The organism is Blastococcus sp. TF02-09, from assembly GCF_003319105.1.
GTDB lineage: Bacteria > Actinomycetota > Actinomycetes > Mycobacteriales > Geodermatophilaceae > Blastococcus.
The window spans coordinates 208,751-235,384 of sequence record NZ_QOHH01000002.1 but is presented as its reverse complement, the minus strand read 5'-3'; the positions used below and the strand labels follow the sequence as shown (position 1 = coordinate 235,384).

Below are 26,634 nucleotides of genomic sequence, written 5' to 3'. Positions count from 1 at the left end.
CCCTTGGGTCGCCTGTTCGGTACCGACGGCGTCCGCGGGAGGGCCAACTCCGACCTCACGCCGGAGCTGGCCCTCTCCGTGGCGCGCGCCGCCGCCGGAGTGCTCGCCGACCGCGACGGGACCTCGCGTCCCGTCGCGGTCGTCGGCCGTGATCCCCGGGCGAGCGGGGAGATGCTCGAGGCCGCCGTCGTGGCCGGGCTGTCGAGCGCCGGGGCCGAGGTCCTCCTCGCCGGTGTGGTCCCCACCCCGGCCCTGGCCCACCTCACCGGGTCGACCGGCGCCGACCTCGGCGTGATGATCTCGGCCAGCCACAACCCCATGCCCGACAACGGCATCAAGCTGTTCAGCCGGGGTGGGCACAAGCTGCCCGACGCCGTCGAGGTGGCGATCGAGGAGTCCCTGGCCGACGGGCACGCCACCGGCCACCGGCCCACCGGGGCCGGCATCGGCCGCGTGCGCGCGCTCACCGGCGCGGTCGCCGACTACGAGGCCCACCTGCTGGCCGCGGTCGACCAGCCGCTGCGCGGGCTGTCCGTCGTCGTCGACGGCGCGCACGGCGCCGCGGCCGACGTCGCCCCCGAGGTGTACCGCCGCGCCGGCGCCACCGTGCACGCCATCGGGTGCGCCCCGGACGGCTGGAACATCAACGACGGGATCGGCTCGACCCACCTGGAGCCGCTGATCGGGGCGGTCCGGGCCCAGGGCGCCGACCTCGGCCTCGCCCACGACGGGGACGCCGACCGCTGCCTGGCCGTCACCGCGGCCGGTGACGTCGTCGACGGCGACGAGATCCTCGCCGTGTGCGCGCTGGCGATGCACGAGCGCGGCGCGCTCACCGACGACACGGTCGTGGCCACCGTCATGAGCAACCTCGGCTTCCACCACGCGATGCGCGACGCCGGCATCGCGGTGCAGACCACCGCCGTCGGCGACCGCTACGTGCTCGAGGCGCTGCGGGCGGGGAACCTGAGCCTCGGCGGCGAGCAGAGCGGCCACCTTGTCTTCCTCGACCACGCCACCACCGGCGACGGGCTGCTCACCGGCCTCGCGCTCATGGCGCGCATGGCGGCGACCGGCGCCTCGCTGGCGGAGCTGGCCGCGGTGGTGCAGAAGCTGCCGCAGATCCTCATCAACGTGCCGGTCGTCGACCGGACCGCGGTGGCGGGCAGCGCGGAGGTCGCCGAGGCCGTCCGTGCGGTCGAGGACGAGCTCGGCGACACCGGCCGGGTGCTGCTGCGCCCCTCGGGGACCGAGCAGCTGGTCCGGGTGATGGTCGAGGCCCCGACGCAGGAGCAGGCCGACGCCGTCGCCGGCCGGCTCGCGGACGTCGTCGCCGGCGTCGGCTGAGCCCCACGCCGCCGGCTGCCCCGTGCGGGGTGGACCGACCGCGAATGCCCCGATCGGGCGGCAACCGCCGGTACCCTCGTGCAAATGTGCGGAATCGTGGGATACGTCGGCCCGCAGGATGCCCGGGACGTCGTCCTGGAGGGCCTGCGCCGGCTCGAGTACCGGGGGTACGACTCCGCCGGGATCGCGGTGCTGGCCGACGGTGAGCTGACGACGGCGAAGAAGGCCGGCAAGCTCGCCAACCTGGAGAAGGTCCTGGCCGAGCGGCCGCTGCCCGCGGCCACCACCGCGATCGGGCACACCCGGTGGGCGACCCACGGCGGCCCCACCGACCGCAACGCGCACCCGCACGTCTCCGCCGACGGCCGCGTCGCCGTCGTCCACAACGGGATCATCGAGAACTTCGCCGTGCTGCGCGCCGAGTGCGAGCGCGCCGGCATCGAGTTCACCTCGGAGACCGACACCGAGGTGGCCGGGCACCTGCTGGCCGCCGCGTACGCCGAGGCGCCCGAGGGCGAGGGCCGGCTGGCCGAGGCGATGCGGGCGGTGTGCCGGCGCCTCGAGGGCGCCTTCACCCTCGTGGCCACTCACGCCGCCGAGCCGGGCACGCTGGTCGCCGCGCGGCGCAGCAGCCCGCTGGTGGTCGGCATCGGCGAGACGGCCGACGGCACCCCCGAGTACTTCCTGGGCTCCGACGTCGCCGCGTTCATCGGCCACACCCGCAACGCCCTCGAGCTCGGCCAGGACCAGGTCGTCGAGATCGACCGCGACCGGGGCGTGACCGTGACCGACTTCGCCGGTGCCGCCGTCGAGCCCACCGCCTACACCGTCGATTGGGACGCCGCCGCCGCCGAGAAGGGCGGCTACGACTGGTTCATGCTCAAGGAGATCGCCGAGCAGCCGCAGGCCATCGCCGACACGCTGCTGGGCCGCCTGGGCGAGCACGGCAACCTGGTGCTCGACGAGGTGCGGCTGTCCGACCAGGAGCTCCGCGACATCGACAAGATCTTCGTCGTCTCCTGCGGCACCTCGTACCACGCCGGGCTGATCGCCAAGTACGCCATCGAGCACTGGACCCGTATCCCGGTCGAGGTCGAGGTGGCCAGCGAGTTCCGCTACCGCGACCCGGTACTGGACCGCTCGACGCTGGTCATCGTCATCAGCCAGTCGGGCGAGACCATGGACACCCTGATGGCGCTGCGGCACGCCAAGGAGCAGAAGGCCCGCGTCCTGGCCATCTGCAACGCCAACGGCTCCACGATCCCGCGCGAGTCCGACGCCGTCCTCTACACGCACGCGGGCCCCGAGATCGCGGTCGCCTCGACCAAGGCGTTCCTCAGCCAGATCGTCGCCTGCTACCTGGTGGGGCTCTTCCTCGCCCAGGTGCGCGGCATGAAGTTCGAGGACGAGATCGCCGCCATCGTCGACGACCTGCGCAAGCTGCCGGACGCCGTCGCGCGGGTGCTGGAGAGCATGGACGAGGTCCGCGCGCTCGGCCGCTCGCTCGCCGACGCGGGCACCGTCCTGTTCCTGGGCCGGCACGTCGGCTTCCCGGTCGCGCTGGAGGGTGCGCTCAAGCTCAAGGAGCTGGCCTACATCCACGCCGAGGGCTTCGCCGCCGGTGAGCTCAAGCACGGGCCCATCGCGGTCATCGACCAGGGGACGCCGGTCGTGGTGATCGTGCCCTCGCCGCGCAGCCGCGAGTCGGTGCACGGCAAGGTCGTCTCCAACATCCAGGAGGTCCGGGCCCGCGGTGCGCGCACCATCGTGATCGCGGAGGACGGTGACCAGGACGTCGTGCCCTACGCCGACCACCTCATCCGGGTGCCCCGCACCCCGACGCTGCTGGCGCCGGTCGTCACCACGGTCCCGCTGCAGGTGCTGGCCTGCGAGATCGCCGACACCCGCGGCTACGACGTCGACCAGCCGCGCAACCTGGCCAAGTCCGTCACCGTGGAGTAATCGCGGCTGGGATCAGGTCACCTGATCCCAGCGCGTCCTCCCTCACGGCGCACGGTGAGGGAGGACGCGCTGCGGTGAGGGAGGACGGCGGTGGGCGCCCGACCGGACGTCGCGGGAGACTGACCGGGTGATCATCGGGATCGGGATCGACGTCGTGCCGGTGGAGCGGTTCGCCGCGTCCCTCGCCCGCACGCCCGGGCTGCGGGACCGGCTGTTCACCGCCGCCGAGCAGCTCACGCCCTCGGGGACGGCGCGCACCGCCGAGTCCCTGGCCGCGCGGTTCGCTGCCAAGGAGGCGATCGCCAAGGCCCTCGGCGCGCCCGGCGACCTGCGGTGGCACGACGCCGAGGTCATCGTCGGCGACCACGGCCGGCCGCACCTCGACGTCCGGGGCAGCGTCGCCGGCCGGGCCGCGCAGCTCGGCGTCAGCAGCTGGCACGTGTCGCTCAGCCACGACGGCGGGATCGCCTCGGCGGTGGTCGTCGCCGAGGGCGTGCTCCGTGGGGACGCCGGATGATCGGGCTGTACGCCGCCGCGGAGGTGCGGGCCGCCGAGGAGCCGCTGCTGGCCGCGACGCCCCAGGGCACCCTGATGCAGCGCGCAGCCGCGGGGCTGGCGACGGTCGGCGGCCGACTGCTCGGCACGGTCTACGGCCGTCGCGTCGTGCTCCTCGCGGGCAGCGGCAACAACGGCGGCGACGCGCTGTTCGCCGGGGCGCGCCTGGCCGGCCGCGGCGCCCGCGTGACCGCCGTCCTGCTGGCTCCCGACCGGACGCACGCCGCGGGTCTGACCGCCCTGCGCCGGTCCGGCGGGCGCGCCCTGACCGCCGGGGATCCGGGGGTCGGGGCGCTCGTCGGGCGGGCCGACCTCGTGCTGGACGGGATGCTCGGCATCGGCGGCCGCGGTGGCCTGCGCGCGGACGCAGCCGCGCTCGCCGAGGCGGCCGCGGAGGGAGCCGGCATCACCGTCGCCGTCGACGTCCCCAGCGGCATCGACGCCTCCACCGGCGAGGTCGACGGCGTCGCGTTCCCGGCCATGCACACGGTGACCTTCGGGGCGGTGAAGCGCGGCCTGGTCGTGGGGGAGGGCCGGGGCCACGCCGGGAAGGTGCACCTGATCGACATCGGGCTGGACGCGCACCTGCCACCCGCGACCGCCTGGCAGCTCACCGACGCCGACGTCGCCGCCCGCCTCGCGCCGCCGTCCGCGGGCGACGACAAGTACTCCCAGGGCGTCGTCGGCGTGCTCGCCGGCTCGGCCGCCTACCCGGGCGCCGGCGTGCTGTGCACCGGCGCCGCGCTGCGCACCCGGCCGGGTCTGGTCCGCTACGCCGGCGGGGCGGCCGACGGCGTGCGCGCGGCCTGGCCGGAGGCGATCGTCACCGACGGCGGGCCGGGCGACGCCGGGCGGGTGCAGGCGTGGGTCGTCGGGCCGGGCGGCGGCACCGACGACGCCGCGCGCGCCGTGCTGGCCGAGGTGCTGGCCACGGACGTCCCGGTGCTGGTCGACGCCGACGCCCTCACGCTGCTGGCCCGCGAGCCCGGCCTCGTCCAGGGACGCAGCGCACCCACGGTGCTCACCCCGCACGACCGCGAGTTCGCCCGCTTCGGCAGCGACGTCGGCGGTGACCGGATCGGCGCGGCCCGGCGGCTGGCCGCGGAGCTGGGCGCCGTCGTCCTGCTCAAGGGCGACGCCACCGTCGTCGCCGATCCGGACGGGACGACGTTCGTGAACGGCACCGGGACGGCCGACCTGGCCACCGCGGGCACCGGCGACGTCCTCAGCGGGATCGCCGGCGCGCTGCTCGCCACCGGCCCCACCACCGGCCTGCCCGCGGTCGAGGCCGCCGCGGTCGCCGCGCACCTGCACGGCCGCACCGGCCGGCTCGCCGCGCAGCGCGGGCCGCTGCTCGCCGGGGACCTCGTCCGGCGCCTCCCCGAGGCGGTCGGGCGGGTCCGCGGGCTCGGGCCGGCCGTCCTGGGAGACTCGGGCGCGTGAGCACACCTGGAGCCGGCCGCGCCGAGGTGGTCGTCGACCTCGACGCGATCGCCGCGAACACCGCCGTGCTGCGCGAACGGGTCGGCCGCCCGCTCATGGCCGTGGTGAAGGCCGACGGCTACGGGCACGGCCTGGTGCCCGCGGCCCGCGCCGTCCTGGCCGGCGGGGCGGACGCCCTCGGCGTCGCCATCGTCGACGAGGCGCTCGCCCTGCGGGCGGCCGGCGTCACCGCGCCGGTGCTCGCCTGGCTGAACGGCCCGGGCACCGACGTCGCCGCGGCAGTGGCCGCCGACGTCGAGCTGTCGGTCAACGCCGGCTGGGGCCTGGACGAGGTGGTCGCCGCCGCGCGCGCCGCGGACCGGCCCGCCCGCGTGCACCTGGCCGCCGACACCGGGCTCTCCCGCGAGGGCGCGACCCCCGACCTCTGGCCCGCGCTGGTCGACGCGGCGGCGCGTGCCGAGGCCGACGGCGACGTCGCCGTGGTCGGGCTGTGGAGCCACCTGGCCTACGCCGACGCGCCCACGCACCCGACGATCGGCGCGCAGGTGCGGGTCTTCGAGGAGGCCGTCGCCGTCGCGCGGGACGCGGGGCTGACCGACGCCCGGCGGCACCTCGCGAACTCGGCGGCGACGATCGCGCTGCCGGACACCTGGTTCGACATGGTGCGCCCCGGCGTCGCCCTGTACGGGCTGGACCCGCTGGGCGGCGACCCCCGCCGGTACGGCCTGCGCCCGGCGATGACCGTGCGGGCCCAGGTGGCCCACACCAAGCGGGTGCCGGCCGGCTCCGGCGTCTCCTACGGTCACACCTACACGACCGACCGGGAGACGACGCTGGCGCTCGTGCCGGTCGGCTACGCCGACGGCGTCCCCCGCGCGGTGGGCAACCGGGCGCCGGTGTGGGCGGCGGGGGCGCAGCGGCGGATCGCCGGCCGGGTCTGCATGGACCAGTTCGTGCTCGACCTCGGGGACGACGCGATAGCCGCGGGGGACGACGTCGTGCTGTGGGGCCCCGGCGATGACGGCGAGCCGACGGCGCAGCAGTGGGCCGATGCCGCGGACACCATCCACTACGAGCTGGTCACCCGGGTCGGTGGGCGCTTCACCCGCCGCTACGTCGGCACGCGCGGTTCGGTCTGATGGGCCGCGCACCGCAGCTCCCGCACTCCAGCGCGCACACCGTCGGCGTCGTCGGCGCCCTGGTCGGGCTCGCCGCCGCCGGCACGGCCGCCGGGGTGGCGCTCACTCGCATCGCCCGGCGCCGGCTGGACATCGGTGGGCCCCGGCCGGCCGACCTCGCCGCCGTGCCCGACGCCGAGCTGCGGGCCAACGACCCGCTCGGCCCCGACGCGCGGCGGGCGGACCGCACGGCCTCAGTCCGGGCCGACGACGGCGTGCTCCTGAACGTGGAGGAGGTCGGGCCGCTGGACGCGCCCCTGACGGTCGTCTTCGTGCACGGGTACACGCTGTCGATGGGCTCGTGGGCCTTCCAGCGCCGGACGCTGGGGGCGCAGCTCGCGACCGCCAACGGGCACCGGCCCGAGGCCCGGCTGGTCTTCTACGACCAGCGGGGGCACGGCGGCTCGGGACGCGGGCCCAGCGAGCACTCGACGATCGAGCAGCTGGCGCGCGACCTGGCCGCGGTGCTGGAGGCGCGGGTGCCGCGCGGCCCGATCGTGCTCGTGGGCCACTCCATGGGCGGGATGACCGTCATGGGGTTGGCCGCGCACCGACCCGACCTGTTCGGCACCCGGGTGGTCGGAGCCGCCCTCATCTCGACCTCCAGCGGCAACCTGGCCGACCTGAACTTCGGGCTGCCGGAGTTCCTCACCCGCGTGCGGGCCGCGGTGCTGCCGATCGCGGCCTGGACGATGCGCCGCCGGCCGGCCATCGCCGAGGGCACCCGGCGGGCAGCCGCCGACCTCATCTCGGTGGTCACCCGGGCGCTGTCGTTCGCCTCCGCCGACGTCGACCCGGCGCTGGTGCACTACGTCGACGCCATGATCGCCGGGACGCCGGTCGACGTGATCGCGGAGTTCTACCCGGCGCTGGCCGGGCTGGACGAGACCGGGTCGCTGGAGCCGCTGCGTCGCATCCCGACGCTCGTCCTGACCGGCGACGCGGACCGGATGATCCCCAAGGAGCACAGCGAGCTCATCGTGCAGCGGCTGCCCGACTCGGAGTTCGTCGTCGTGCCGGGCGCCGGGCACATGGTGCTGCTGGAGCGGCCGGACGTCGTCGACGAGGCGCTCACCGGCCTGCTCCGCCGGGTCGCGGCCGCGCAGCCGGTGGGGCGCTGACCGTGGCCCCGCGCCCACCGCGCTTCGACGCGCCCGCCGAGGAGGTGGCCCGCGCCGCGGCCGCCGCAACGGACTGGAGCGCGCTGGCCACCGCTGCCCGCGGCTGCGTCGCTTGTCCGGAGCTGGCGGCCACCCGGCAGCACGTCGTCGTCGGCGACGTGCCCGCGTCCGGCCGGCCGCGGCTGGTGCTGGTCGGTGAGGCGCCAGGGGCCACCGAGGACGAGACGGGACGGCCGTTCGTCGGGAGGTCCGGGCAGCTGCTCGACCAGCTGCTTACCGAGGCGGGGCTGGACCGCGACCGGGCGGCGGTGCTCAACGTCGTGAAGTGCCGCCCGCCGGGCAACCGGACGCCGCAGGCGCCGGAGGTGGCGCGCTGCAGCGGCTGGCTGCGCCGCCAGCTCGAGCTCCTCGGCGCGCCGGTCGTGGTCGCGCTGGGGCTCTCGTCGGCGAAGTGGTTCCTCGGCCCCCGCACCGTGCTCGCCGCCGTCCGCGGCCGGCCGCACGAGGTGGACGGGCGGGCGGTCTGGGCCACCTACCACCCGTCGGCGGCGATCAGGTTCGGCCCGAAGGGCGCGCCGCGGGCCGGTCTGCTGGCCGATCTGACCGCCGTCGCCGCAACGCTGGAGAGGACGTCGTGAAGGCCGAGCACCTGCTGCCCACCGTGGAGGACACCGAGCAGCTGGGCGCGGCGCTCGCCGACGTCGTCGTCCCCGGTGACCTGGTGATCCTGGTCGGCCCCCTGGGCGCCGGGAAGACCGCGCTGACCCGCGGGCTGGGCCGGGGGCTGGGCGTCACCGAGCCGGTCACGTCGCCGACCTTCGTCATCGCGCGCGTGCACACCGGCGGGCGGCTGCCCCTGGTGCACGTGGACGCCTACCGGCTGGGCGGTGCCGCCGACGTCGACGACCTGGACCTCGACGTCACCGTCGCGGACTCGGTGACCGTCGTCGAGTGGGGGCAGGGGCTGGTCGAGCAGCTGACCGACGAGCACCTCGAGGTGCGGCTGGACCGTCGCGACGACGACGTCCGCACCGCCGTGCTCGTGCCGCACGGCCCCGGCTGGGCGCACCGCATCGGCTGAGCTTCGCGCCGGTCAGCCGGAGTAACAGCCGATCGAGTCGGAGCGCACCTGGATCAGAGCGAACGTGGTGCCGTCCGCCGCCTGGAGGCCGGTCAGCTCCAGCTCGCCCGACACCGATCCGCAGCCCGTCGGGTCTAGGCCCGGTGGCACCGGGTCCAGGCGGATGGTGCCCTCGCCAGCGACGGCCTCCTGACGCTGCCGAGGCTCGGCGGCCCCGTTGATGGCGTCGGTGCAGAAGTTCTGCTGCATGCCCCGGCCCGCCAGCACCTCCACCGAGACGGCCGCGTCCGGGAGGACGAACTCCTGGGCCAACGCGTCCACGGGGGATCGGCCTCTTGCGTCGATCGAGATCGTCACGGCGACGTCGCCCGACGCCGTGGCCGCCCAGAAGAACGCATCGCCGCAGCCGTCACCCGCCGTGAGCTCGACCGGAGGGCGCGACCGGTCGGCACGCTCGATCGGAGGACTCGACCGGTCGGCGCGCTCGACCGGCGGGCTCCACCGGTCGCCGCCGCCGCAGGCGACGAGGCCGGTCAGGACGACGGCTCCGAGCGCGGTTCTGGCCAGCAGCCTCATGCCCACCCGACGACCGAGCGGACCGCAGTGTTCCCGCTGGTTACGTTCCGGCGGCGCCCGAGGAGGCCGCTCAGTGCCGGAAGACGACCAGGCGGAGCATCACGAAGTTCCACGCCGTGCCCAGCCCCTGGGAGATCGCCCAGGCGAGCGTGATCTTCCACGACGAATCCGGCAGGACGACCAGGGCGAGCGCATTGACGCCGAGGATCAGGAAGAACGTCGTCCCGTAGAGCAGGGCGAAGCCGCCCGCCCGGCGGGCCCCGCCCTCCACTTGGAACGCCCAGCGCCGGTTGAGCGCGTACGCGGTGGTGGTGCCGGCGATGAAGCTCAGTGCCCTCGCGACGTAGGTGGACAGCCCGAAGTGCAGGCCGAGGGAGTAGACGGTCAGGTCGACGACGGCGCTGAACCCGCCGACGACCGCGAACCGCAGGAGCTGGCCCAGCAGCCCCGGCCGGGCCGCTGCGGGGTCGTCCTGGACCACGACCACATCCTCCCGCTGAGCCGCGCCAGGACGCACCGCCCCAGCTCCGGCCCCTCGCCGGTCCCGGGCATTCTGCCCGGCCGCTCCGGTGACCTCGCAGCAGGTGTTCCGGCTACCGTGCCTTCCGTGACCGACGGCGGTGGTGCGCCAGCCGGGCGGGTGACCGTGCACCACGTCGTCGCAGGCGTGCTCGTGCAGGACGGCCGGGTGCTGCTGGGGCACCGATCGCCCTCCCGCCGCTGGTACCCCGACGTGTGGGACGTCGTCGGGGGGCACGTCGAGCCGGGCGAGGACGAGCGCGCCGCCCTGCTCCGCGAGCTACGCGAGGAGATAGGCGTCGAGGCGACGGAGGTGGACGACGAGCCGGTGCTGAGCGTCCGGGACGGCGACCTCTCGCTGACCGTCCACGTCGTGCGGGCCTGGCGGGGAGAGCCGCGCAACGTCGAGCCGGAGGAGCACGACGAGCTGCGCTGGATCTCTGCGACGGAGGTGCGCTCGCTGCGCCTGGCGCACCCGTCCTATGCCGACCTCGTCGAGCGGCTGGTCGGGTCCGGGGCGGACGCCGACTAACCTGGCCTCTCGTGCTCGTCCTCGTGCTCGACACGGCCACCCCGACCCTCGTCGCGGGCGTGGCCCGGTGGTCGCCCGACGGCGCCGAGGTGCTGGCCGAGCAAGCCGTGCCGTCGGGCACCAAGCACGCCGAGCTGCTCACCCCGGCGATCCGGGCGGCGCTGGACGACGCCGGTGCCGCGCTGGCCGACGTCGAGGCGGTGGTCACCGGGCTCGGCCCCGGTCCGTTCACCGGGCTGCGCGTCGGCATCGTGACCGCGGCCGGGCTGGCCGACGCCCGGGGCCTCCCGGTGGTGGGCGTCTGCTCGCTGGACGCCGTCGGTTCCGGTGCGCGCACGGTGGTCACCGACGCCCGCCGCAAGGAGGTCTACTGGGCCGCCTACGACGCCGCCGGTGCCCGCGTCGAGGGGCCGGCCGTCGTGCGCCCCGAGGAGCTCCGGCGTCCCGGGCCGTTCGTGGGCGACCCGGCGTTCGCCGAGCGGCTCGGCGCGGCCGTCGAGCGGGCCGAGGTCACGACGGCGGGGCTGCTGCGCGCCGCGGCCGCGCAGCTCGCGGACCCGTCGTCCGCCGCGCCCCTGGTGCCGCTGTACCTGCGCCGCCCGGACGCCGTGCCGCCGACGGCGATCAAGGCCGTGACGCAGTGATCGTGCTGCGGCCGATGCAGCGGGCCGACCTGGGCCGGGTCATGGAGCTCGAGGAGGAGCTCTTCGCGCCGGACACGTGGACCCTCGCGATGTACCGCGAGGAGCTGGCGCTCACCGACACCCGCCACTACCTGGTCGCCGAGGACGACGGCACCGTCGTCGGCTATGCCGGGCTGATCGCCTACGACGACGAGGCGCACGTCGCCACGATCGGCGTCACCGCATCGCGGCAGGGGGAGGGCACCGGCGCCCTGCTGCTGGACGCGCTGCTCGCCGAGGCCGACCGGCGCAGCCCGGTGGTGCTGCTGGAGGTGCGGGCCGACAACGAGCACGCGCAGGAGCTGTACCGCCGCCGCGGCTTCGCCGAGATCGGCCGCCGCCGCGGCTACTACCAGCCGAGCGGCACGGACGCCGTCGTGATGCGGAGGGAGAAGCCATGAGCGAGCCGCTGGTGCTGGGGTTCGAGACCTCCTGCGACGAGACCGGGGTCGGCATCGTCCGCGGGCACACGCTGCTGGCCGACGCGCTGGCGACGTCGATGGCCGAGCACGAGCGCTTCGGTGGCGTGGTGCCCGAGATCGCCTCGCGGGCGCACCTGGAGGCGATGGTTCCGACGGTGCACCGCGCGCTGGCCGATGCCGGCATCGCCGCCTCGGACATCGACGCGGTCGCGGTCACGAGCGGCCCGGGCCTGACCGGTGCGCTGCTGGTGGGTGTCGCCGCGGCCAAGGCCTACGCGCTGGCGCTGGACAAGCCGCTCTACGGCGTGAACCACCTGGCCGCGCACGTCGCCGTCGACGAGCTGCAGCACGGCCGGCTGGCCGAGCCGTCCATCGCGATGCTCGTCTCCGGCGGGCACAGCTCGCTGCTGCTGGTGCCCGACCTCGCCCAGGACGTCCAGCCGCTGGGCCGCACCATCGACGACGCCGCGGGCGAGGCGTTCGACAAGGTCGCCCGCGTGCTCGGGCTGCCCTTTCCCGGCGGCCCGCCGATCGACAAGGCCGCGCGCGAGGGCGACCCGTCGGCGATCGCGTTCCCCCGCGGGCTCACCGGCCCCCGCGACCCGGCCTACGACTTCTCCTTCTCCGGCCTCAAGACCGCCGTCGCCCGGTGGGTGGAGGCCCGGCAGCGGGCGGGGGAGCCGGTGCCCCTGGCCGACGTCGCGGCGTCCTTCCAGGAGGCGGTCGCCGACGTGCTCACCGCCAAGGCCGTCCGGGCCTGCCGCGACCACGGCGTCGACCACCTGGTGCTCGGCGGGGGAGTCGCGGCCAACTTGCGGCTGCGTGCGCTGGCCGAGGAGCGGTGCGCCGCGGCCGGCATCGTGCTCCGGGTGCCCAGCCCCAAGCTGTGCACCGACAACGGCGCGATGGTGGCCGCGCTGGGCTCCCGCCTGGTGGCCGCCGGCGTCGCGCCGTCGGCACCGGACCTGGGCGCCGACAGCGCGCTGCCCATCGACGTCGTCAGCCGCTGACGTGCTCCCGCCGCCGGCGATCCGCCTCCTCGGGCCGGACGAGCTGACGGCGGCGCAGGAGATCGAGCTGGCCGCGGGGCGGGCCTTCGCCGACGTCGGGATGCCGGAGATCGCCGGGGACGAGCCGCTGCCGGTCGCCGAGCTCGACCGGTACCGGCGGGCCGGCCTGGCCTGGGCGGCGGTCGACGACGGCGACCGGCCGGTGGGCTACCTCCTCGCCGAGCCGGTGGACGGCGCGCTGCACGTCGAGCAGGTGTCGGTGCACCCGCGGGCCGCCCGGAGGGGAGTGGGGCGGGCGCTGCTCGAGCACGCCGCCGGCCACGCCGTCGCGACCGGCCGCGACGCGCTGACGCTGACCACCTTCGGAGACGTGCCGTGGAACGCGCCCTACTACCGCCGGTGCGGGTTCCGCGTGCTGGCCGAGGACGAGTGGACGCCGGGCCTGCGGGCGATCCGGGCCCGCGAGGCGGCGCACGGCCTGGACCGCTGGCCCCGGGTCTGCATGCGCCGGGACCTCGCGCCGGCTCTCAGCGGCTGAGGAACCGCTCCGCCGCCCGCGGACCGCGCAGCACGTGCAGCGTCGCGCCGGGGGCCACCCGGGCGACCGCCGCGAGGATCGCCGGGCGGTAGCGCCGCCGGTAGGCCACCACCCAGCGCCAGAAGTCGGCGCGCTCGCGCCCGCGCCGGGCGGCCCGCCAGGCACAGCGCGGCAGCGAGTAGTCGAGCAGCACCACCGTGTCCGCCCGCCGCAGCCGCACGTCCAGGACGTCGTACGGCCCGAGGTCGCCGTCCAGGATCCACTCCTCGGCCGCGGCCAGGGGTGCCTGCACCGCCGACCACCCCGTCCGGGACCGCGGGCGCAGTCTGTCCTGCCAGTACTCCCGGTCCAGCTCGACCACCGGCAGGCCGGCGCGGGCGCCGAGGCGCCGGGCGAACTCCGACTTCCCCGCTCCACCCCGGCCCAGGACGACGACCCGGCGCATCGACCCGGGATCCGCCGTCGGGCGGTCCCGTCGGCGAAGGCTCACGCGACGAGGGTGCCAGACCGCTCGGGGGCGACGACGTGCGACGTCGTCCGGTGCTGAGCTCGGCAGCGCCGGGTGACTACGGTGCTCGCGATGGCGCGGGTGCTGGTGACGGGGATGTCAGGCGCCGGGAAGACGACGCTCCTGACCGAGCTGGAGCGCCGGGGTCACCTGACGGTGGACACCGACCACGGCGGGTGGGTCCTCCCCGACGGCACGTGGGACGAACGGCGCATGGACCGGCTGCTGGCCACCCGTCCCGAGGTGGTCGTCTCCGGGACGGTGGACAACCAGGGCTCCTTCTACGACCGCTTCGAGCACGTCGTCCTCCTGAGCGCGCCGCTCGACGTGCTGCTGGAGCGGGTGCGCACCCGGCAGGACAACCCCTATGGCAGATCGGTCGAGCAGCAGGCCGAGATCGCCCGCTACCTGAACGAGGTCGAGCCGCTCCTGCGCCGGGGTGCCGGCCTGGAGCTCGACGGACGACGGCCGGTGGCCGAACTGGCCGATGTGCTGGAGGAACTCCTCACCGGCCGCTGACGCCGGGTGCGGTGCTCAGTGCCGCCGGTCCGGACGCAGGCCGAGCGGCGCGCCCCAGACGGTGAGCGGCGGATCGACCGCGCTCTCGCCACCGTTCATGTCCGGCATCCGGTTGAGCTGGACCGCCGGCATCAGCAGCTGCCCGTCGTCGTCGATCCACATCGCGTCGACCCACAGCAGCCGCGGATCGTCCACGAGCGTCTGCATCTCGCCGTCGGGCGAGATGGTCAGGACGGCGCTGCGGTCGGTGTCGCTGAGGTAGAGGGTCCCGTCGGCGTCCATCGCGGTGCCGCCGGTCGACGGGGTGTCCGCGAACGGCTCGACGTGCCGCTCGACGTCGCTCGGGTCGAGGGTCGGGTCGTCGAGGTAGTGCGTCCGGATCCGGGACATCCCGCCGCAGCACGGCTGGTAGTAGAACCACTGGCCGTCGGGGGAGACCTCCAGCTGATCGGCGTTGATCACCACCGGCTGCCCGTCCGGGTCCCGCAGCTCGCGGCCCTCGGCGCGCAGCGGCTTCTGCGACACGACCGACGGGTGGTCCTCCAGGAGGCGCCGGGTCGCTCCCGTCTCCAGGTCCAGCACGATCAGCGCCGGGTGCGTTCCGGCGTCGGTCAGGTAGGCCATGCGCCCGTTGAAGCGGACGTCGTCGACGAAGCTGCGCTCGCGGACCGCCGTCGACAGGTCGACGACCCGGACCACCCGGTCGCCGGCGAGGTCGACCACCACCAGCTTGGCGCCGCCGGGCACCTGCTCGGCCCCGACCTGTGGTGCGCCGCGGTCGACGATCCACAACCGACCCTCGGGATCGAGTCGGACCGCGTTGACGGCGACGAACGAGCGCGCCGGGTCGCCGCCGGAGTTCCAGGCCGCGTCGGGGAAGGGCACCGGCGTCCCGTCGCGCACCTCGACGACCTGCGGGTCGTCGGAGCCGGGCCGGGGCTGGACCGGGAGGAACATCCGGCCGCCGGCCGTGGTGGCCACGCCGTTCGTGTGGAGGTCGGAGGAGAGGACCGGCCGGAGTTCCGGCTCGGCCGTCGGGGGCGGCGGTTCGCTGGTCATCGGCTTCCCCGGGGGATCGGACGCAGCCGCGGCAGTGCTCACCGCACCGTCCATGATGGCGGCCCGCCGCCGCCTCAGGAAGAGTGACCGCCCCGCACGTCGCAGACCAGGACCGTCGGGGCACCGGCGACCCGGGTGACGACGACGGTCGCGGTCCCGCTGCCCGGGCCGCGCAGCTGACGGGCGAGCGCCTCGGGCTCGATGGGGGAGCCGCGCTTCTTCACCACGACCCGGCCCACCCCGCGCGCCCGCAGCAGCGCCTTGAGCTTCTTGAGGGAGAACGGCAGCACCTCGTCCACCCGGTACGAGCTCACCCACGGGGAGCCGGCGACGGCGTCGGAGCTCAGGTAGGCGATGGTCGGGTCGACCAGCGTCGCGCCGAGATCTGCGGCGACCAGCGACATCAGGCCCGAGCGGATGAGCGCCGGGTCGGGCTCGTGCAGCCATCCGCGGACCGGGCCGACCGGTGCGTGCCCCGGGTCGGCGTCCGCCGTCAGCTCGTGCACGGCGCCGTCGCGCACGAGGGTCGCCCGCCGCCAGGTGGCCGCGACCGCCGGCCCCCAGAGCAGCGCCTCGACGACGGAGCCGCCGGCCGACACCCACTCCGCCTCGATGCCGGTGGGCACGCGCTCGTGGTCGAGGCCGGGCGCCACCTTGACCACCGACGTGGGCACCTTCTCGAGGAGCATCGCCACGGTCGACCACGGGGGTGACCAGCGGTCGGGGTCGAGCTGCCGGCGTCCGCCGGCGCGGCGGGCCGGATCCAGGACGGCGGCGCCGCAGCCGGCCACCTCGCCGCCGCGGGCCGCCGCGACCAGTTCGGCGGCGTCGCCTGCGACCACCCACACGTCGTCGGCGAGGCCGAGCGCCTCGACGTTGGCCGCGGTCAGCTCGCGGGCGACCGGGTCGAGGTCCACGGCCAGGACACGGGCGCCGGCGCGGGCCAGCGCGATGGTGTCGGTGCCGGCCGCGCAGCCGAGGTCGGCCACCGAGTCCGCCCCGCCGGCCAGCAGCCGGGCCGCCCGCCGCGCGGCCAGTTCGGGGCGCCCGGCCTGCTCGAGGGCGTCGGAGGTGAACAGCATCCGGTCGGCGTCCGGGCCGAACACCGGCCGCGCCTTCCGCCGCTGCCGGGCGATGCCCCACGCGGGCCCCGCCAGGTCGGCGCCCACCTCGGCCCGCAGCCGGGTCAGCCCCGCCACTGGGTCGGCGCCGGCGTCGAGCAGCCGGCCCGCGCCGGCCAGCGCCGCGGCACCCTCGGGCGTGGCCAGCGCGCGGAGCTGGCGCACCGTCTCGGCGGCCTGCGCGTCGGTGTCCGGGTCCACGGGCACAGCGTGGCGCACGGCCCGCTGCGTCCGGCGACCACCCGCGCCGGACCGGGTTGAGCGGCTGGCACTCTCGTAGGTAGAGTGCCAACCGACACGGGCTGGCGCCCGACCCCCGCGACGGCGGGTGCCCGGATCCCGTGCCACAGCATCAGCACCACCTGCCCATCGCCGTCCTACCACCGAAGGGGGCGTCACCGACGTGACGACCGCGACCAAGGTCAGCATCAAGCCGCTGGAGGACCGCGTGGTGGTCCAGGCCAACGAGGCCGAGACCACCACCGCCTCCGGTCTGGTCATCCCGGACACCGCCAAGGAGAAGCCCCAGGAGGGCACCGTCGTCGCCGTCGGCCCCGGCCGCATCGACGACAACGGCAACCGCGTCCCGCTCGACGTGAACGTGGGCGACGTGGTCATCTACTCGAAGTACGGCGGCACCGAGGTCAAGTACTCGGGCCAGGACTACCTCGTCCTCTCCGCCCGCGACCTGCTCGCCGTCGTGGAGAAGTGACCGCAGGTCACTAGTTCCACCACGTAGCTCACCGACCGCCCCGGCGACCCGAGACACCGGGTCCCGGGGCGGTCTGCGTCGGGCCTGCCGCGCCCGACCCACCCCCGCACTCCCTCTACGAGAGGTTCCGGCATGGCCAAGATCATCAAGTTCAACGAGGACGCCCGCCGCTCGCTCGAGCGCGGCGTCGACAAGCTCGCCGACGCCGTCCGCGTGACGATCGGCCCGCGCGGCCGCAACGTCGTCCTCGACAAGAAGTTCGGCGCGCCCACGATCACCAACGACGGCGTGACGATCGCCCGCGAGGTCGACCTCGAGGACCCCTACGAGAACCTCGGCGCCCAGCTGGCCAAGAACGTGGCCACCAAGACCAACGACGTCGCCGGTGACGGCACCACCACCGCCACGGTGCTCGCGCAGGCGCTGGTCCACGAGGGCATGCGCAACGTCGCCGCCGGCGCCAACCCGATGGCGCTGGGCCGCGGCATGCGCGCCGCCCTCGACGCGGTGCACGCCGCGCTGGACGCCGCCGCCACCCCGGTCGAGGACCGCGCCGCCATCTCCGGCGTCGCCACCATCTCCGCCCAGGACGCAGGCGTCGGTGAGCTCATCGGCGAGGCCATGGAGCGGGTCGGCAACGACGGCGTCATCACCGTCGAGGAGAGCAACACCCTCGAGACCGACCTCGACGTGACCGAGGGCGTGCAGTTCGACAAGGGCTACCTCTCGCCGTACTTCGTCACCGACCAGGAGGCCATGGAGGCCGTCCTCGACGACGCCCTGGTGCTGCTGGTCAGCGGCAAGATCAGCGCCCTGGCCACCCTGCTCCCGCTGCTGGAGAAGGTGCTCGGCTCCGGCGCCCGGCCGCTGCTGATCGTCGCCGAGGACGTCGAGGGCGAGGCGCTGTCCACCCTCGTCGTCAACTCCATCCGCAAGACCATCAAGGTCGTCGCGGTGAAGTCGCCGTACTTCGGCGACCGTCGCACGGCGTTCATGACCGACCTCGCCGTCGTCACCGGTGGCCAGGTCGTCAGCGAGGACGTCGGCCTGTCGCTGGAGTCCGTCGGGCTCGAGGTGCTCGGCACCGCGCGCCGGGTCACCGTCACCAAGGACACGACCACGATCGTCGACGGCGGCGGGCCCTCCGACGCCATCGCCGACCGCGTCGCGCAGATCCGCCGCGAGATCGAGGCCACCGACTCCGACTGGGACCGCGAGAAGCTCCAGGAGCGCCTCGCGAAGCTGGCCGGCGGCATCGGCGTCATCCGCGTCGGCGCGGCCACCGAGGTGGAGCTCAAGGAGCGCAAGCACCGCATCGAGGACGCCATCGCGGCCACCCGCGCGGCGGTCGAGGAGGGGGTCATCCCCGGCGGCGGTTCGGCGCTGGTGCACGCGGCGGAGGCGATCGACGCCCTCGACCTGCAGGGCGACGAGCTGACCGGCGCCCGCGCCGTCCGCACCGCCCTGGACGCCCCCGCGGTGCAGATCGCGGAGAACGCCGGCTTCGAGGGCCGGGTCGTGGTCAGCAAGATCCGCGACGCCGGCAAGGGTCAGGGCTTCAACGCCGCGACCGGGGAGTATGGCGACCTCGCCGCCGAGGGCGTCATCGACCCGGTCAAGGTCACCAAGGCCGCCCTGGAGAACGCCGTCTCGATCGCGGCGATGATCCTCACCACCGACTCCGCCGTCGTCGAGGCGCCGGAGAAGGAGGACGACCCCGACGGTCCCGGGTTCCACACCCACGGGCACGGGGGCCACGGCCACGGCCACGCGCACTGAACGAGGCCGCTGGGATCAGGTGACCTGATCCCGGTGCGTCCTCCCTCATCGCGCACGGTGAGGGAGGACGCGCTGCGGTGAGGGAGGACGCGATCCGGCGCCCGCTCGCCGCGCCCGCCCCGAACACGCGAGAGGGCCCGGTCCAGGAATCCTGGACCGGGCCCTCTCGGCGTTCGTGGTGGGGACTAGACCCCGGCAGCGACGGCCGCCGGCTCGGCAGCGATCATCCGGGCCCGCTCCTCCTCGCTCATCCCGCCCCAGACGCCGTAGGGCTCGCGGACCGAGAGTGCGTGCTTGAGGCAGGCGTCGACGACCGGGCACCGCCCGCAGACCGCCTTGGCCGCGGCCTGACGCCGCGCCCGTGCGGGCCCGCGCTCACCGTCGGGGTGGAAGAACAGGGAGGTGTTCTCGCCACGGCAGGAACCGTGGAGCTGCCAGTCCCAGACTTCGGCGACGGGCGTCGGGAGTCTGCGGATGTCGGCCATGTCTCCTCCAGGCGTCGATCGAGCCGGAGGACCTTCCGGCTTCTAGCCGCCGGTGCCCGACGCCCGACATGGTCAAACACGTCGTGATCGCAACTTTTCGCTCCGGCATCCCGTCCGCGGCCCTCACCCCCGGGGGTGAGGGCCGCTGTTGCCCGCCCCTGGAGTCGATCAAGGTGGAACAGCGTCGTGCCGAATCCGGGAGGGGGAGAGACCCGGATCCGGCACGACGAGCGCGGAAGCGCGGGGCTCCCCCCGGTGGGAGCCCCCGCCGATGCGGCCACCCGACCGGGGTCAGCCCCGGCCGGTACGGACCCGGCACCGACCGCCGGGCTGAGCGAGGAGCTGGCGTGATCGACGACAGGATGCGCGCGACCGGGAACCCCGGCGCGACCGTGTGGGTGTACGACGAGCGCCGGCGGGTCCGGGACGACGTCGCGTCGCGCCTGGTCGCGCTGTCCTTCGTCGGCCGGGTGGAGGTGGTGGGAGACCCCGCCTCGCTCCTGTCGCGGCTGGACACCCGCACCCCCGACGTCCTCATCGTCGGCACCCAGCGCGCGGTCGACACCGGCCTGACCGCGGCCACCCAGGCGCTGCGCGCGCACCCCGGCCTGCCGGTGCTCGTGCTCGGCGCCCCCGACGACGCCGAGAGCGTCCGCGCGGCCGTGGCCTTCGGTGCCCGCGGCTACCTGCGCTGGGACGCCAGCCCGATCGAGATGGGGCTGGGCCTCTCCCGCGTCGGCCTGCGCCCCGAGGGGGCCCGCATCCCGCAGCAGCACCCCGGGCCGCAGCTGGTCGGCGCGTCGTCCTGGAGCGGAGCCACCCCGCTGGCCGGCTCCGCCCCGACCACCGTGCGCTCGACGGTCCGGGAGACGGCGCCCGCCGCCGCTCTGTCGATGCGCGAGATGCAGGTGCTCACCGGCATGAGCCAGGGCAAGAGCAACGCCCAGATCGGCCGCGAGCTCTACCTGTCCGAGGACACCATCAAGACCCACGCGCGGCGGCTGTTCCGCAAGCTCGGCGCCAAGGACCGCGCCGAGGCCGTCGCCATCGGCTTCCGCCGCGGCGTCATGAGCTGACACCGCTCCCACCCGCCGACCTCGCCCGGGTCCCGCTGCTGCGGGGCCCGGGCGACGTGCGTCCGTGGCCAGCGGCAGGCGCTCAGCCGCAGACGTGGTTCCAGTCGAAGCGGTCGGTCCACTGCGTGAGCACCACCCGCCCGCCGGGGGTCAGCGGGGCGGAGCTGCACAGCTGCTGGGCCTGGGCGACCGTGGACGGACCGGCCAGCCAGTTGGGCAGCCCCCGGAGCGGGCTGGTCGGCGACACCGACGTCCCGGTGATGACCGACCACTGGCGGGCGGTCGAGTAGATGCCGACGGTCGTGACTCCCGCCGCGCGCAGGGCCATGGTCATGCCCTCGAGCACGGCGGTGTTGCGGTCGGTGCCGCCCGCTGTGCGGTCCCAGGTGTTGCCCGTCCGGCCCGACTCGTCGATCTCCGCGTCCAGCCACCACACCAGCGACTGCGGCGCGGCCGAGACGCGGACCCAGGCGACGTCCTCTCCGGCACGGTTCCAGCCGTACTGCCAGGCGCACGCGGTGCTGTTGGAGCCGTCGCAGGCGCCGTACGGGGTCGCGCCGCTCCTCGGCCAGGTCGGCGTGTTCAGCCCGCCGGGGTTGGCCGTGTTCACGTAGACCTGCCGCCGCGGCTGGCCGGCACCACCCGAGGAGCCGGCCGCCCACGCGAGCTGGGCGGCCAGGCACGGGTTCGTCGTCGTCGGCATGCCCGCGTTGACCCCGACGATGCCGAAGTCCTGGCCGGTCGGGAGCGCCGCACCGCACTGCGGGTAGGAGACGTCGGCGCCGCGGTGCTGCACGTCGTACCAGCGGTGCAGGAAGACCGCCGTCGCCCGGCGGGTCATCTGCCCGGCCGGCCGGAAGGTGCCGTCGGCGTACAGCGGGGTGATGCCCTCCCGCACCATCGAGGTGATCGACGGGCAGTAGGACGACGAGACGGCGACGTCCGGCGCCGGCTTCCCGGTGCAGGCCGGGGGCTTCGGCCGTTCGGCGCCCAGCTTGTGGAGGTAGGCGGCCATGGACGCCCGGGTCATCACCGCCGTCGGGGCGAACGTGGTGCCGCCGGGGCCGATGCCCACGCTCTTCAGCCAGGCGATCGACGCGCAGGCGGACGAGCTCTTCGGCACGTCGCGGTAGGGCGCCGCCGTGCACGCGGGAGGCGGGGTGCTGCCCCTGGCTGCCCTGGTCAGGTACACCGCCATCTGCTGGCGGCTGACGGGCAGCGCGGGGGAGAACGTCCCCGTCGCGGTGGCCGGGACGATGCCCCGGTCGACCACCCACCGGACGTCGGCCGCGTACGCGGCGGACGCGGGCACGTCGGTGAACCGGGTCGCGGCCGTGACCGCGGACGGCGTGACCAGGACGGCGGCGGCCACGGCGATCGCCAGCCCGATGGACGTCGCAGCTCTGCGGCACAGTCCCACGGGTGATCCCGTCCTCGGCCGGACCGACCCGCAGGCCCGGACGCAGCGCCCGGCGTCCGGCGGGACGCGGCCCGCCGGTGCGGGCCGCCCCGTTCCTAGCAGCCGGGACGCCGCGGTCCCGGGCGCTCGGACGGGACGCGGGCCCGCCCGTCACACCGTTCCCAGCCGCCCCGGGGGACCGTCCCGGCGGCCAGGTCCGGCCGCCTGCTCAGTCGTCGTCGCGCGCGTGCCGGCCGGTGCCGTGACGGCCGGTGGGCTCGTCGTCCGCGGCGAGCGCGGCGACCCCGTCGGCGTAGCCGCTGGCGTAGTCCCAGCTGACGTAGTCGTCGGGATCGGGGTCGAAGGGCGGCTCGTGCCGGCCGGTCTGCCCCTCGTCGAGGAGCTGGCGCAGGTTGGCGGCCATGAGCGCCCAGTCGACGTGGTGCTCCTCGTCGCAGTCCGGGCAGTCGACGACGATGCCCTTCACCCCGGTGGGTTCCAGCAGGGTGCGGAAGACCTCGAGCTCGGCGAGGTCGTCGAGGACCCCCGCGCGCTCCTCGAGGGTGAGCGGCGGCGGACGCTGGTCGCCCGGGCCGAAGTCCGGGTCCGAGCCGCCGAAGCCGGGGCCGGAGCCGTCGTCGAACGCAGACACGGGGACCACGGTAACGGCCCGGCGGGCAGCGCACCGACCGTCGGGCGCCGCCGCCTACGATCGAGGCGGACTTCCTGCGCCCGGTCGGGGTGCCGGCCGGAGTCCGTTCCCGACCCTGGAGGGGTGGCGACCCACATGGCGCCCGACTTCGTGCCCGAGCTGCCGGCGAAGTTCGCACCGCTCGGCCTCACCTACGACGACGTCCTGCTCATCCCGGGCGCCTCCGACATCGTGCCGACGGAGGTCGACACCAGCAGCCAGGTCACCCGGCGCATCCGGCTGGCCGTGCCGCTGCTCTCCAGCGCGATGGACACCGTCACCGAGGCGCGCATGGCCATCGCCATGGCCCGCGTCGGCGGCATGGGCGTGCTGCACCGCAACCTGGCCGCCGAGGACCAGGCCGGGCAGGTCGACCTGGTGAAGCGGTCCGAGGCCGGCATGGTCACCAACCCGGTCACCTGCTCCCCGGACAACACCCTCGCCGAGGTCGACGCGCTGTCGGCCCGCTACCGCATCTCCGGTGCCCCGGTGGTCGACGCCGAGGGCGTCCTGCTCGGCATCGTCACCAACCGCGACATGCGGTTCGAGTCCGACCCCAGCCGGCTGGTGCGCGACGTGATGACGCCGATGCCGCTGGTCACCGCCCCGGTGGGCGTCGACGCCGACACCGCGCTGGCGCTGCTGTCCCAGCACAAGATCGAGAAGCTGCCGCTGGTCGACGACGCCGGCCGGCTGCGCGGGCTGATCACCGTCAAGGACTTCGTCAAGCGCGACCAGTACCCGCTGTCCACCAAGGACGCCGACGGCCGGCTCGTCGTCGGTGCGGCCCTGGGCGTTGGCGACGACGCCTACAAGCGGGCCGGGCTGCTGGTCGACGCCGGGGTGGACGTGCTCGTCGTCGACACGGCGCACGGCCACCAGCGCGCCGTGCTCGACATGGTCGCCCGGGTGAAGAACGACTTCGGCGGGGAGAACGGCATCGAGGTGGTCGGCGGCAACATCGCCACCCGCGCCGGTGCGCAGGCCCTGATCGACGCCGGTGCCGACGCGGTGAAGGTGGGCGTCGGGCCCGGCTCCATCTGCACCACCCGCGTCGTCGCCGGTGTCGGCGTCCCGCAGGTCAGCGCCATCTACGAGGCGTGGCTGGCGGCCGGGCCGGCCGGTGTGCCGGTCATCGCCGACGGCGGGCTGCAGTACTCCGGCGACATCGCCAAGGCCCTCGTCGCCGGCGCCGACACCGTGATGATCGGTGGGCTCTTCGCCGGCGTCGAGGAGGCGCCGGGCGAGCTCGTGTTCATGAACGGCAAGCAGTACAAGACCTACCGCGGCATGGGCTCGCTCGGTGCGATGCAGAAGCGCGGCAGCCAGTCGTTCAGCCGCGACCGCTACTTCGCCGACGACGTCCTCTCCGACGACAAGCTCGTCCCGGAGGGCATCGAGGGCCAGGTGCCCTACCGGGGTGCCCTGTCCGGCGTCGCCCACCAGCTCGTCGGCGGCCTGCGCGCCTCGATGGGCTACGCGGGCGCGGCCACCGTCACCGACCTCAAGGAGCGCGGACAGCTGACCCGCATCACGTCCGCCGGGCTGGTCGAGAGCCACCCCCATGACATCCAGATGACCGTCGAGGCACCGAACTACCGGGGACGTTGATGAGCGTGCGCGACACCGTCGAGATCGGGCTCAACCGCTTCGCCCGGCGCGGCTACGACCTCGACGAGGTCTCGATCGTCCCGTCCCGGCGCACCCGGGACGTCGACGACGTCTCCACCGCCTGGCAGATCGACGCCTTCCGGTTCGGCATCCCGCTGGTCACCAGCCCCTCGGACGCCGTGATCAGCCCGGCGACGGCGATCGCGGTCGGCGAGGCCGGGGGCCTCGGTGTGCTCAACGCCGAGGGCCTGTGGGGTCGCTACGAGGACCCGCTGCCGGTCTACCGCAAGCTGCGCGAGGCCGCCGGCGCCGACGCACCGCCGGTCGCCCTGCTGCAGCAGGTCTACGCCGAGCCGGTCAAGCCCGAGCTGGTCGCCGACCGGATCCGCGAGATGCGCGACGCCGGCGTCACCACCGCCGTCCGGGTCTCCCCGCAGCACACCGTGCAGCTGGCGCCGACGGTCCTGGCGGCCGGCGTCGACCTGCTGGTCATCCAGGGCACGATCGTCTCCGCGGAGCACGTGACCACCGGGGGAGACGCGCTCAACCTCAAGGAGTTCATCGCCGACCTCGACGTCCCGGTCATCGTGGGCGGGGCGGCGAACTACCAGACCGCGCTGCACCTCATGCGCACCGGCGCGGCCGGCGTGATCGTCGGCGTGGGCGCCGACACGTACTCCACCACCGACGCCGTCATGGGCATCCGCGTGCCCCTGGCCAGCGCCATCGCCGACGCCGCCGCGGCCCGCCGCGACTACCTCGACGAGACCGGCGGGCGCTACGTGCACGTCATCGCCAACGGCCGGATCGAGACCAGCGGCGCCATCGCCCGGGCGCTGGCCTGCGGTGCCGACGCCGTCCAGCTGGGGGAGCCGCTGCGCATCGCGGCCGAGGCGCCCGGTGGCGGCATCTGGTGGGACTCGGTGGCGGCGCACCCCCGCCTGCCGCGCGGCACGACCTCGGCGCCCGTCGAGCCGGCCGGCTCGCTGCACGACGTGCTGCACGGTGCGGCGGAGTCCGCCGACGGCCGCACCAACCTCTTCGGCGCCCTGGCCCGCACGATGGCCAAGACCGGCTACCGCGACCTCAAGGAGTTCCAGCGGGTCGACCTGGTCATCGGCGGGCACGCGGGCTGATGGACTTCCCGACCGTCCTCGTCGTCGACTTCGGGGCCCAGTACGCCCAGCTGATCGCCCGCCGCGTCCGGGAGGCCGGCGTCTACTCCGAGATCGTCTCGTCGGAGGTGCCGGCCGAGGAGATCGTCGCCCGCAAGCCGGCGGCGATCATCCTGTCCGGCGGACCGTCGAGCGTGTACGCGCCCGAGGCCCCGCAGATCGACCCGACCCTCTTCGAGTCCGGCGTCCCGGCCTTCGGCATCTGCTACGGCTTCCAGGCGATGGCGGCCTCGCTCGGCGGCACGGTCGCCCGCACCGGTGACCGCGAGTACGGCGGCACCCCGCTGACCCTCACCACCGGGGGCCGGCTGTTCGGCGACCTGCCGGTGGAGCAGAACGTCTGGATGAGCCACGGGGACGCCGTCAGCGCCGCCCCGCCCGGGTTCACCGTCACCGCCACCTCCACCGGCGCGCCGGTCGCGGCCTTCGAGGACGTCGACCGGAAGCTCGCCGGCGTCCAGTTCCACCCCGAGGTGCGGCACACCGCGCACGGGCAGACGGTGCTCGAGCACTTCCTGTTCGACATCGCCGGCCTCGAGCCGACCTGGACGATGGCCAACGTCGTCGAGGAGCAGGTCGAGCGGATCCGCGCGCAGGTCGGCGAGGGGCGGGCGCTGTGCGCGCTGTCCGGCGGGGTCGACTCCGCGGTCGCCGCCGCCCTGGTGCAGCGGGCCATCGGTGACCGGCTCACCTGCGTCTACGTCGACCACGGGCTGATGCGCGAGGGCGAGACCGAGCAGATCGAGCGCGACTTCGTCGCCGTCACCGGGGTAAACCTGCGGGTGGTCGACGCTCGCGAGCAGTTCCTCGGTGCGCTGGCCGGCGTCTCAGACCCCGAGGAGAAGCGGAAGATCATCGGCCGCGAGTTCATCCGGGTGTTCGAGCAGGCCGCGCTCGACGTCGTGGGGGACGCCAAGGAGCACGGCGAGAAGGTCGACTTCCTCGTGCAGGGCACGCTCTACCCCGACGTCGTCGAGTCCGGCGGCGGCACCGGGACGGCGAACATCAAGAGCCACCACAACGTGGGCGGGCTGCCCGAGGACCTGCAGTTCACCCTGGTCGAGCCGCTGCGGACGCTGTTCAAGGACGAGGTGCGCGAGGTCGGCCTGCAGCTGGGGCTGCCCGAGGCGATGGTGTGGCGCCAGCCCTTCCCGGGCCCGGGGCTGGGCATCCGCATCGTCGGCGAGGTGACCCAGGAGCGGCTGGACGTCCTGCGCAAGGCCGACGCGATCGTCCGGGCCGAGCTCACCGCGGCGAAGCTGGACCGCGAGATCTGGCAGTGCCCCGTCGTGCTGCTGGCCGACGTCCGCTCGGTCGGTGTCCAGGGTGACGGCCGCACGTACGGGCACCCGATCGTGCTCCGGCCGGTGTCCAGCGAGGACGCGATGACCGCCGACTGGACGCGGCTGCCCTACGACGTGCTGGCGCGGATCTCCACGCGGATCACCAACGAGGTGGCCGAGGTCAACCGGGTCACCCTCGACGTCACCAGCAAGCCGCCGGGCACCATCGAGTGGGAATAAGGACCCCTC

Annotated in this window: 28 protein-coding genes; 20 read left to right on the top strand and 8 right to left on the bottom strand. The window is 75.0% G+C overall.

The genetic code is table 11. The features are described from left to right. The first annotated feature begins 3 nt into the window (after positions 1-3). The 8 genes from glmM to tsaE all read left to right on the top strand — a co-directional run bounded on the left by glmM (position 4) and on the right by tsaE (position 8,687). Positions 4-1,347, top strand: coding sequence for a phosphoglucosamine mutase (gene glmM, locus DQ239_RS03540; RefSeq protein ID WP_113832882.1), 1,344 nt, complete (start codon positions 4-6; stop codon positions 1,345-1,347). Positions 1,348-1,431: 84 nt separating this feature from the next. Further along, entirely contained in the window at positions 1,432-3,309 is a 1,878-nt protein-coding gene (gene glmS / locus DQ239_RS03535; protein WP_113832881.1) for a glutamine--fructose-6-phosphate transaminase (isomerizing), read from the top strand. A 127-nt stretch (positions 3,310-3,436) separates the two neighbouring features. Further along, entirely contained in the window at positions 3,437-3,826 is a 390-nt protein-coding gene (locus DQ239_RS03530; RefSeq protein WP_113832880.1) for a holo-ACP synthase, read from the top strand. Further along, a complete protein-coding gene (locus DQ239_RS03525; RefSeq protein ID WP_113832879.1) occupies positions 3,823-5,307 on the top strand; it encodes an NAD(P)H-hydrate dehydratase in 1,485 nt (494 codons plus the stop codon). Before DQ239_RS03530 ends, DQ239_RS03525 begins: the two co-directional genes overlap by 4 nt. Then, a complete protein-coding gene (gene alr, locus DQ239_RS03520) occupies positions 5,304-6,446 on the top strand; it encodes an alanine racemase (protein ID WP_113832878.1) in 1,143 nt (380 codons plus the stop codon). The genes DQ239_RS03525 and alr overlap by 4 nt, the downstream gene beginning before the upstream one ends. After that, entirely contained in the window at positions 6,446-7,606 is a 1,161-nt protein-coding gene (locus DQ239_RS03515) for an alpha/beta hydrolase (RefSeq protein ID WP_113832877.1), read from the top strand. Before alr ends, DQ239_RS03515 begins: the two co-directional genes overlap by 1 nt. A 2-nt stretch (positions 7,607-7,608) precedes the next feature. Beyond that, complete coding sequence (locus DQ239_RS03510; RefSeq protein ID WP_113832876.1) at positions 7,609-8,244, top strand: uracil-DNA glycosylase; 636 nt, start codon at positions 7,609-7,611, stop codon at positions 8,242-8,244. Then, the gene (gene tsaE / locus DQ239_RS03505; protein WP_199582592.1) at positions 8,241-8,687 is read left to right on the top strand and encodes a tRNA (adenosine(37)-N6)-threonylcarbamoyltransferase complex ATPase subunit type 1 TsaE; all 447 of its coding nucleotides are present in this window, start codon (positions 8,241-8,243) and stop codon (positions 8,685-8,687) included. Before DQ239_RS03510 ends, tsaE begins: the two co-directional genes overlap by 4 nt. 12 nt (positions 8,688-8,699) lie before the next feature. On the opposite strand, the gene DQ239_RS03500 is transcribed toward tsaE, so the two are convergent. Together DQ239_RS03500 and DQ239_RS03495 are read right to left on the bottom strand one after the other, a co-directional pair. Beyond that, a complete protein-coding gene (locus DQ239_RS03500; RefSeq protein ID WP_147251988.1) occupies positions 8,700-9,263 on the bottom strand; it encodes a hypothetical protein in 564 nt (187 codons plus the stop codon). Between the two features lie 70 nt (positions 9,264-9,333). After that, on the bottom strand, positions 9,334-9,744 hold the full coding sequence (locus DQ239_RS03495) for a GtrA family protein (RefSeq protein ID WP_233488703.1): 411 nt from the start codon (positions 9,742-9,744) through the stop codon (positions 9,334-9,336). A gap of 126 nt (positions 9,745-9,870) precedes the next feature. On the opposite strand from DQ239_RS03495, the gene DQ239_RS03490 reads away from it, so the two are divergent. The 5 genes from DQ239_RS03490 to DQ239_RS03470 are packed head-to-tail and all read left to right on the top strand — an operon-like array spanning position 9,871 to position 12,967. Further along, entirely contained in the window at positions 9,871-10,314 is a 444-nt protein-coding gene (locus tag DQ239_RS03490) for an NUDIX domain-containing protein (RefSeq protein ID WP_199582576.1), read from the top strand. 11 nt (positions 10,315-10,325) lie between these two features. After that, a complete protein-coding gene (gene tsaB / locus DQ239_RS03485; protein WP_113832873.1) occupies positions 10,326-10,958 on the top strand; it encodes a tRNA (adenosine(37)-N6)-threonylcarbamoyltransferase complex dimerization subunit type 1 TsaB in 633 nt (210 codons plus the stop codon). A gap of 2 nt (positions 10,959-10,960) precedes the next feature. Next, the gene (gene rimI / locus DQ239_RS03480; RefSeq protein WP_233488701.1) at positions 10,961-11,398 is read left to right on the top strand and encodes a ribosomal protein S18-alanine N-acetyltransferase; all 438 of its coding nucleotides are present in this window, start codon (positions 10,961-10,963) and stop codon (positions 11,396-11,398) included. Continuing rightward, positions 11,395-12,429, top strand: a complete 1,035-nt coding sequence (gene tsaD, locus DQ239_RS03475) for a tRNA (adenosine(37)-N6)-threonylcarbamoyltransferase complex transferase subunit TsaD (protein ID WP_113832872.1) — start codon at positions 11,395-11,397, stop codon at positions 12,427-12,429. Before rimI ends, tsaD begins: the two co-directional genes overlap by 4 nt. A gap of 1 nt (position 12,430) precedes the next feature. Further along, positions 12,431-12,967: a GNAT family N-acetyltransferase gene (locus tag DQ239_RS03470; protein WP_233488699.1), complete on the top strand. Its 537-nt coding sequence runs from the start codon at positions 12,431-12,433 to the stop codon at positions 12,965-12,967. Here DQ239_RS03470 and DQ239_RS03465 read toward each other — a convergent pair. Further along, positions 12,957-13,457 (bottom strand): hypothetical protein, encoded by a 501-nt coding sequence (locus DQ239_RS03465; RefSeq protein ID WP_199582573.1) that lies wholly within the window; start codon positions 13,455-13,457, stop codon positions 12,957-12,959. The two genes, DQ239_RS03470 and DQ239_RS03465, sit on opposite strands and share 11 nt — an antisense overlap. Positions 13,458-13,547: 90 nt before the next feature. Here DQ239_RS03465 and DQ239_RS03460 point away from each other — a divergent pair, with 90 nt between their 5' ends. Beyond that, on the top strand, positions 13,548-13,994 hold the full coding sequence (locus tag DQ239_RS03460; protein WP_113833292.1) for an AAA family ATPase: 447 nt from the start codon (positions 13,548-13,550) through the stop codon (positions 13,992-13,994). Between the two features lie 15 nt (positions 13,995-14,009). Here DQ239_RS03460 and DQ239_RS03455 read toward each other — a convergent pair whose 3' ends face one another. Continuing rightward, positions 14,010-15,053 carry an L-dopachrome tautomerase-related protein gene (locus DQ239_RS03455; RefSeq protein ID WP_113832870.1) on the bottom strand — a complete coding sequence of 348 codons (1,044 nt, stop codon included), beginning with the start codon at positions 15,051-15,053 and terminating at the stop codon, positions 14,010-14,012. Between the two features lie 74 nt (positions 15,054-15,127). Further along, positions 15,128-16,375, bottom strand: coding sequence for a methyltransferase domain-containing protein (locus DQ239_RS03450; RefSeq protein ID WP_199582567.1), 1,248 nt, complete (start codon positions 16,373-16,375; stop codon positions 15,128-15,130). 202 nt (positions 16,376-16,577) lie between these two features. Between DQ239_RS03450 and groES the strand changes: the two genes are divergently transcribed. Together groES and groL are read left to right on the top strand one after the other, a co-directional pair. After that, entirely contained in the window at positions 16,578-16,886 is a 309-nt protein-coding gene (groES, locus tag DQ239_RS03445; RefSeq protein ID WP_113811350.1) for a co-chaperone GroES, read from the top strand. A gap of 132 nt (positions 16,887-17,018) precedes the next feature. Next, complete coding sequence (groL, locus tag DQ239_RS03440; protein ID WP_113832869.1) at positions 17,019-18,665, top strand: chaperonin GroEL; 1,647 nt, start codon at positions 17,019-17,021, stop codon at positions 18,663-18,665. Positions 18,666-18,850: 185 nt separating this feature from the next. Here groL and DQ239_RS03435 read toward each other — a convergent pair whose 3' ends face one another. Continuing rightward, entirely contained in the window at positions 18,851-19,150 is a 300-nt protein-coding gene (locus DQ239_RS03435; RefSeq protein ID WP_113832868.1) for a WhiB family transcriptional regulator, read from the bottom strand. 362 nt (positions 19,151-19,512) lie between these two features. Here DQ239_RS03435 and DQ239_RS03430 point away from each other — a divergent pair, with 362 nt between their 5' ends. Then, positions 19,513-20,226: a response regulator transcription factor gene (locus DQ239_RS03430; RefSeq protein ID WP_199582652.1), complete on the top strand. Its 714-nt coding sequence runs from the start codon at positions 19,513-19,515 to the stop codon at positions 20,224-20,226. 82 nt (positions 20,227-20,308) lie between these two features. Here DQ239_RS03430 and DQ239_RS03425 read toward each other — a convergent pair whose 3' ends face one another. Then, the gene (locus DQ239_RS03425) at positions 20,309-21,646 is read right to left on the bottom strand and encodes an S-layer homology domain-containing protein (protein ID WP_113832866.1); all 1,338 of its coding nucleotides are present in this window, start codon (positions 21,644-21,646) and stop codon (positions 20,309-20,311) included. Positions 21,647-21,854: 208 nt separating this feature from the next. Continuing rightward, entirely contained in the window at positions 21,855-22,277 is a 423-nt protein-coding gene (locus tag DQ239_RS03420; protein WP_113833290.1) for a DUF5319 family protein, read from the bottom strand. Positions 22,278-22,412: 135 nt separating this feature from the next. Between DQ239_RS03420 and guaB the strand changes: the two genes are divergently transcribed. Genes guaB through guaA form a run of 3 tightly spaced genes read left to right on the top strand, consistent with a single transcriptional unit; the run spans position 22,413 to position 26,625 of the window. Further along, a complete protein-coding gene (guaB, locus tag DQ239_RS03415) occupies positions 22,413-23,927 on the top strand; it encodes an IMP dehydrogenase (RefSeq protein ID WP_113832865.1) in 1,515 nt (504 codons plus the stop codon). Next, positions 23,927-25,063, top strand: coding sequence for a GuaB3 family IMP dehydrogenase-related protein (locus tag DQ239_RS03410; RefSeq protein ID WP_199582564.1), 1,137 nt, complete (start codon positions 23,927-23,929; stop codon positions 25,061-25,063). Before guaB ends, DQ239_RS03410 begins: the two co-directional genes overlap by 1 nt. After that, the gene (gene guaA / locus DQ239_RS03405; RefSeq protein ID WP_113832864.1) at positions 25,063-26,625 is read left to right on the top strand and encodes a glutamine-hydrolyzing GMP synthase; all 1,563 of its coding nucleotides are present in this window, start codon (positions 25,063-25,065) and stop codon (positions 26,623-26,625) included. The genes DQ239_RS03410 and guaA overlap by 1 nt, the downstream gene beginning before the upstream one ends. Positions 26,626-26,634: the final 9 nt, after the last annotated feature.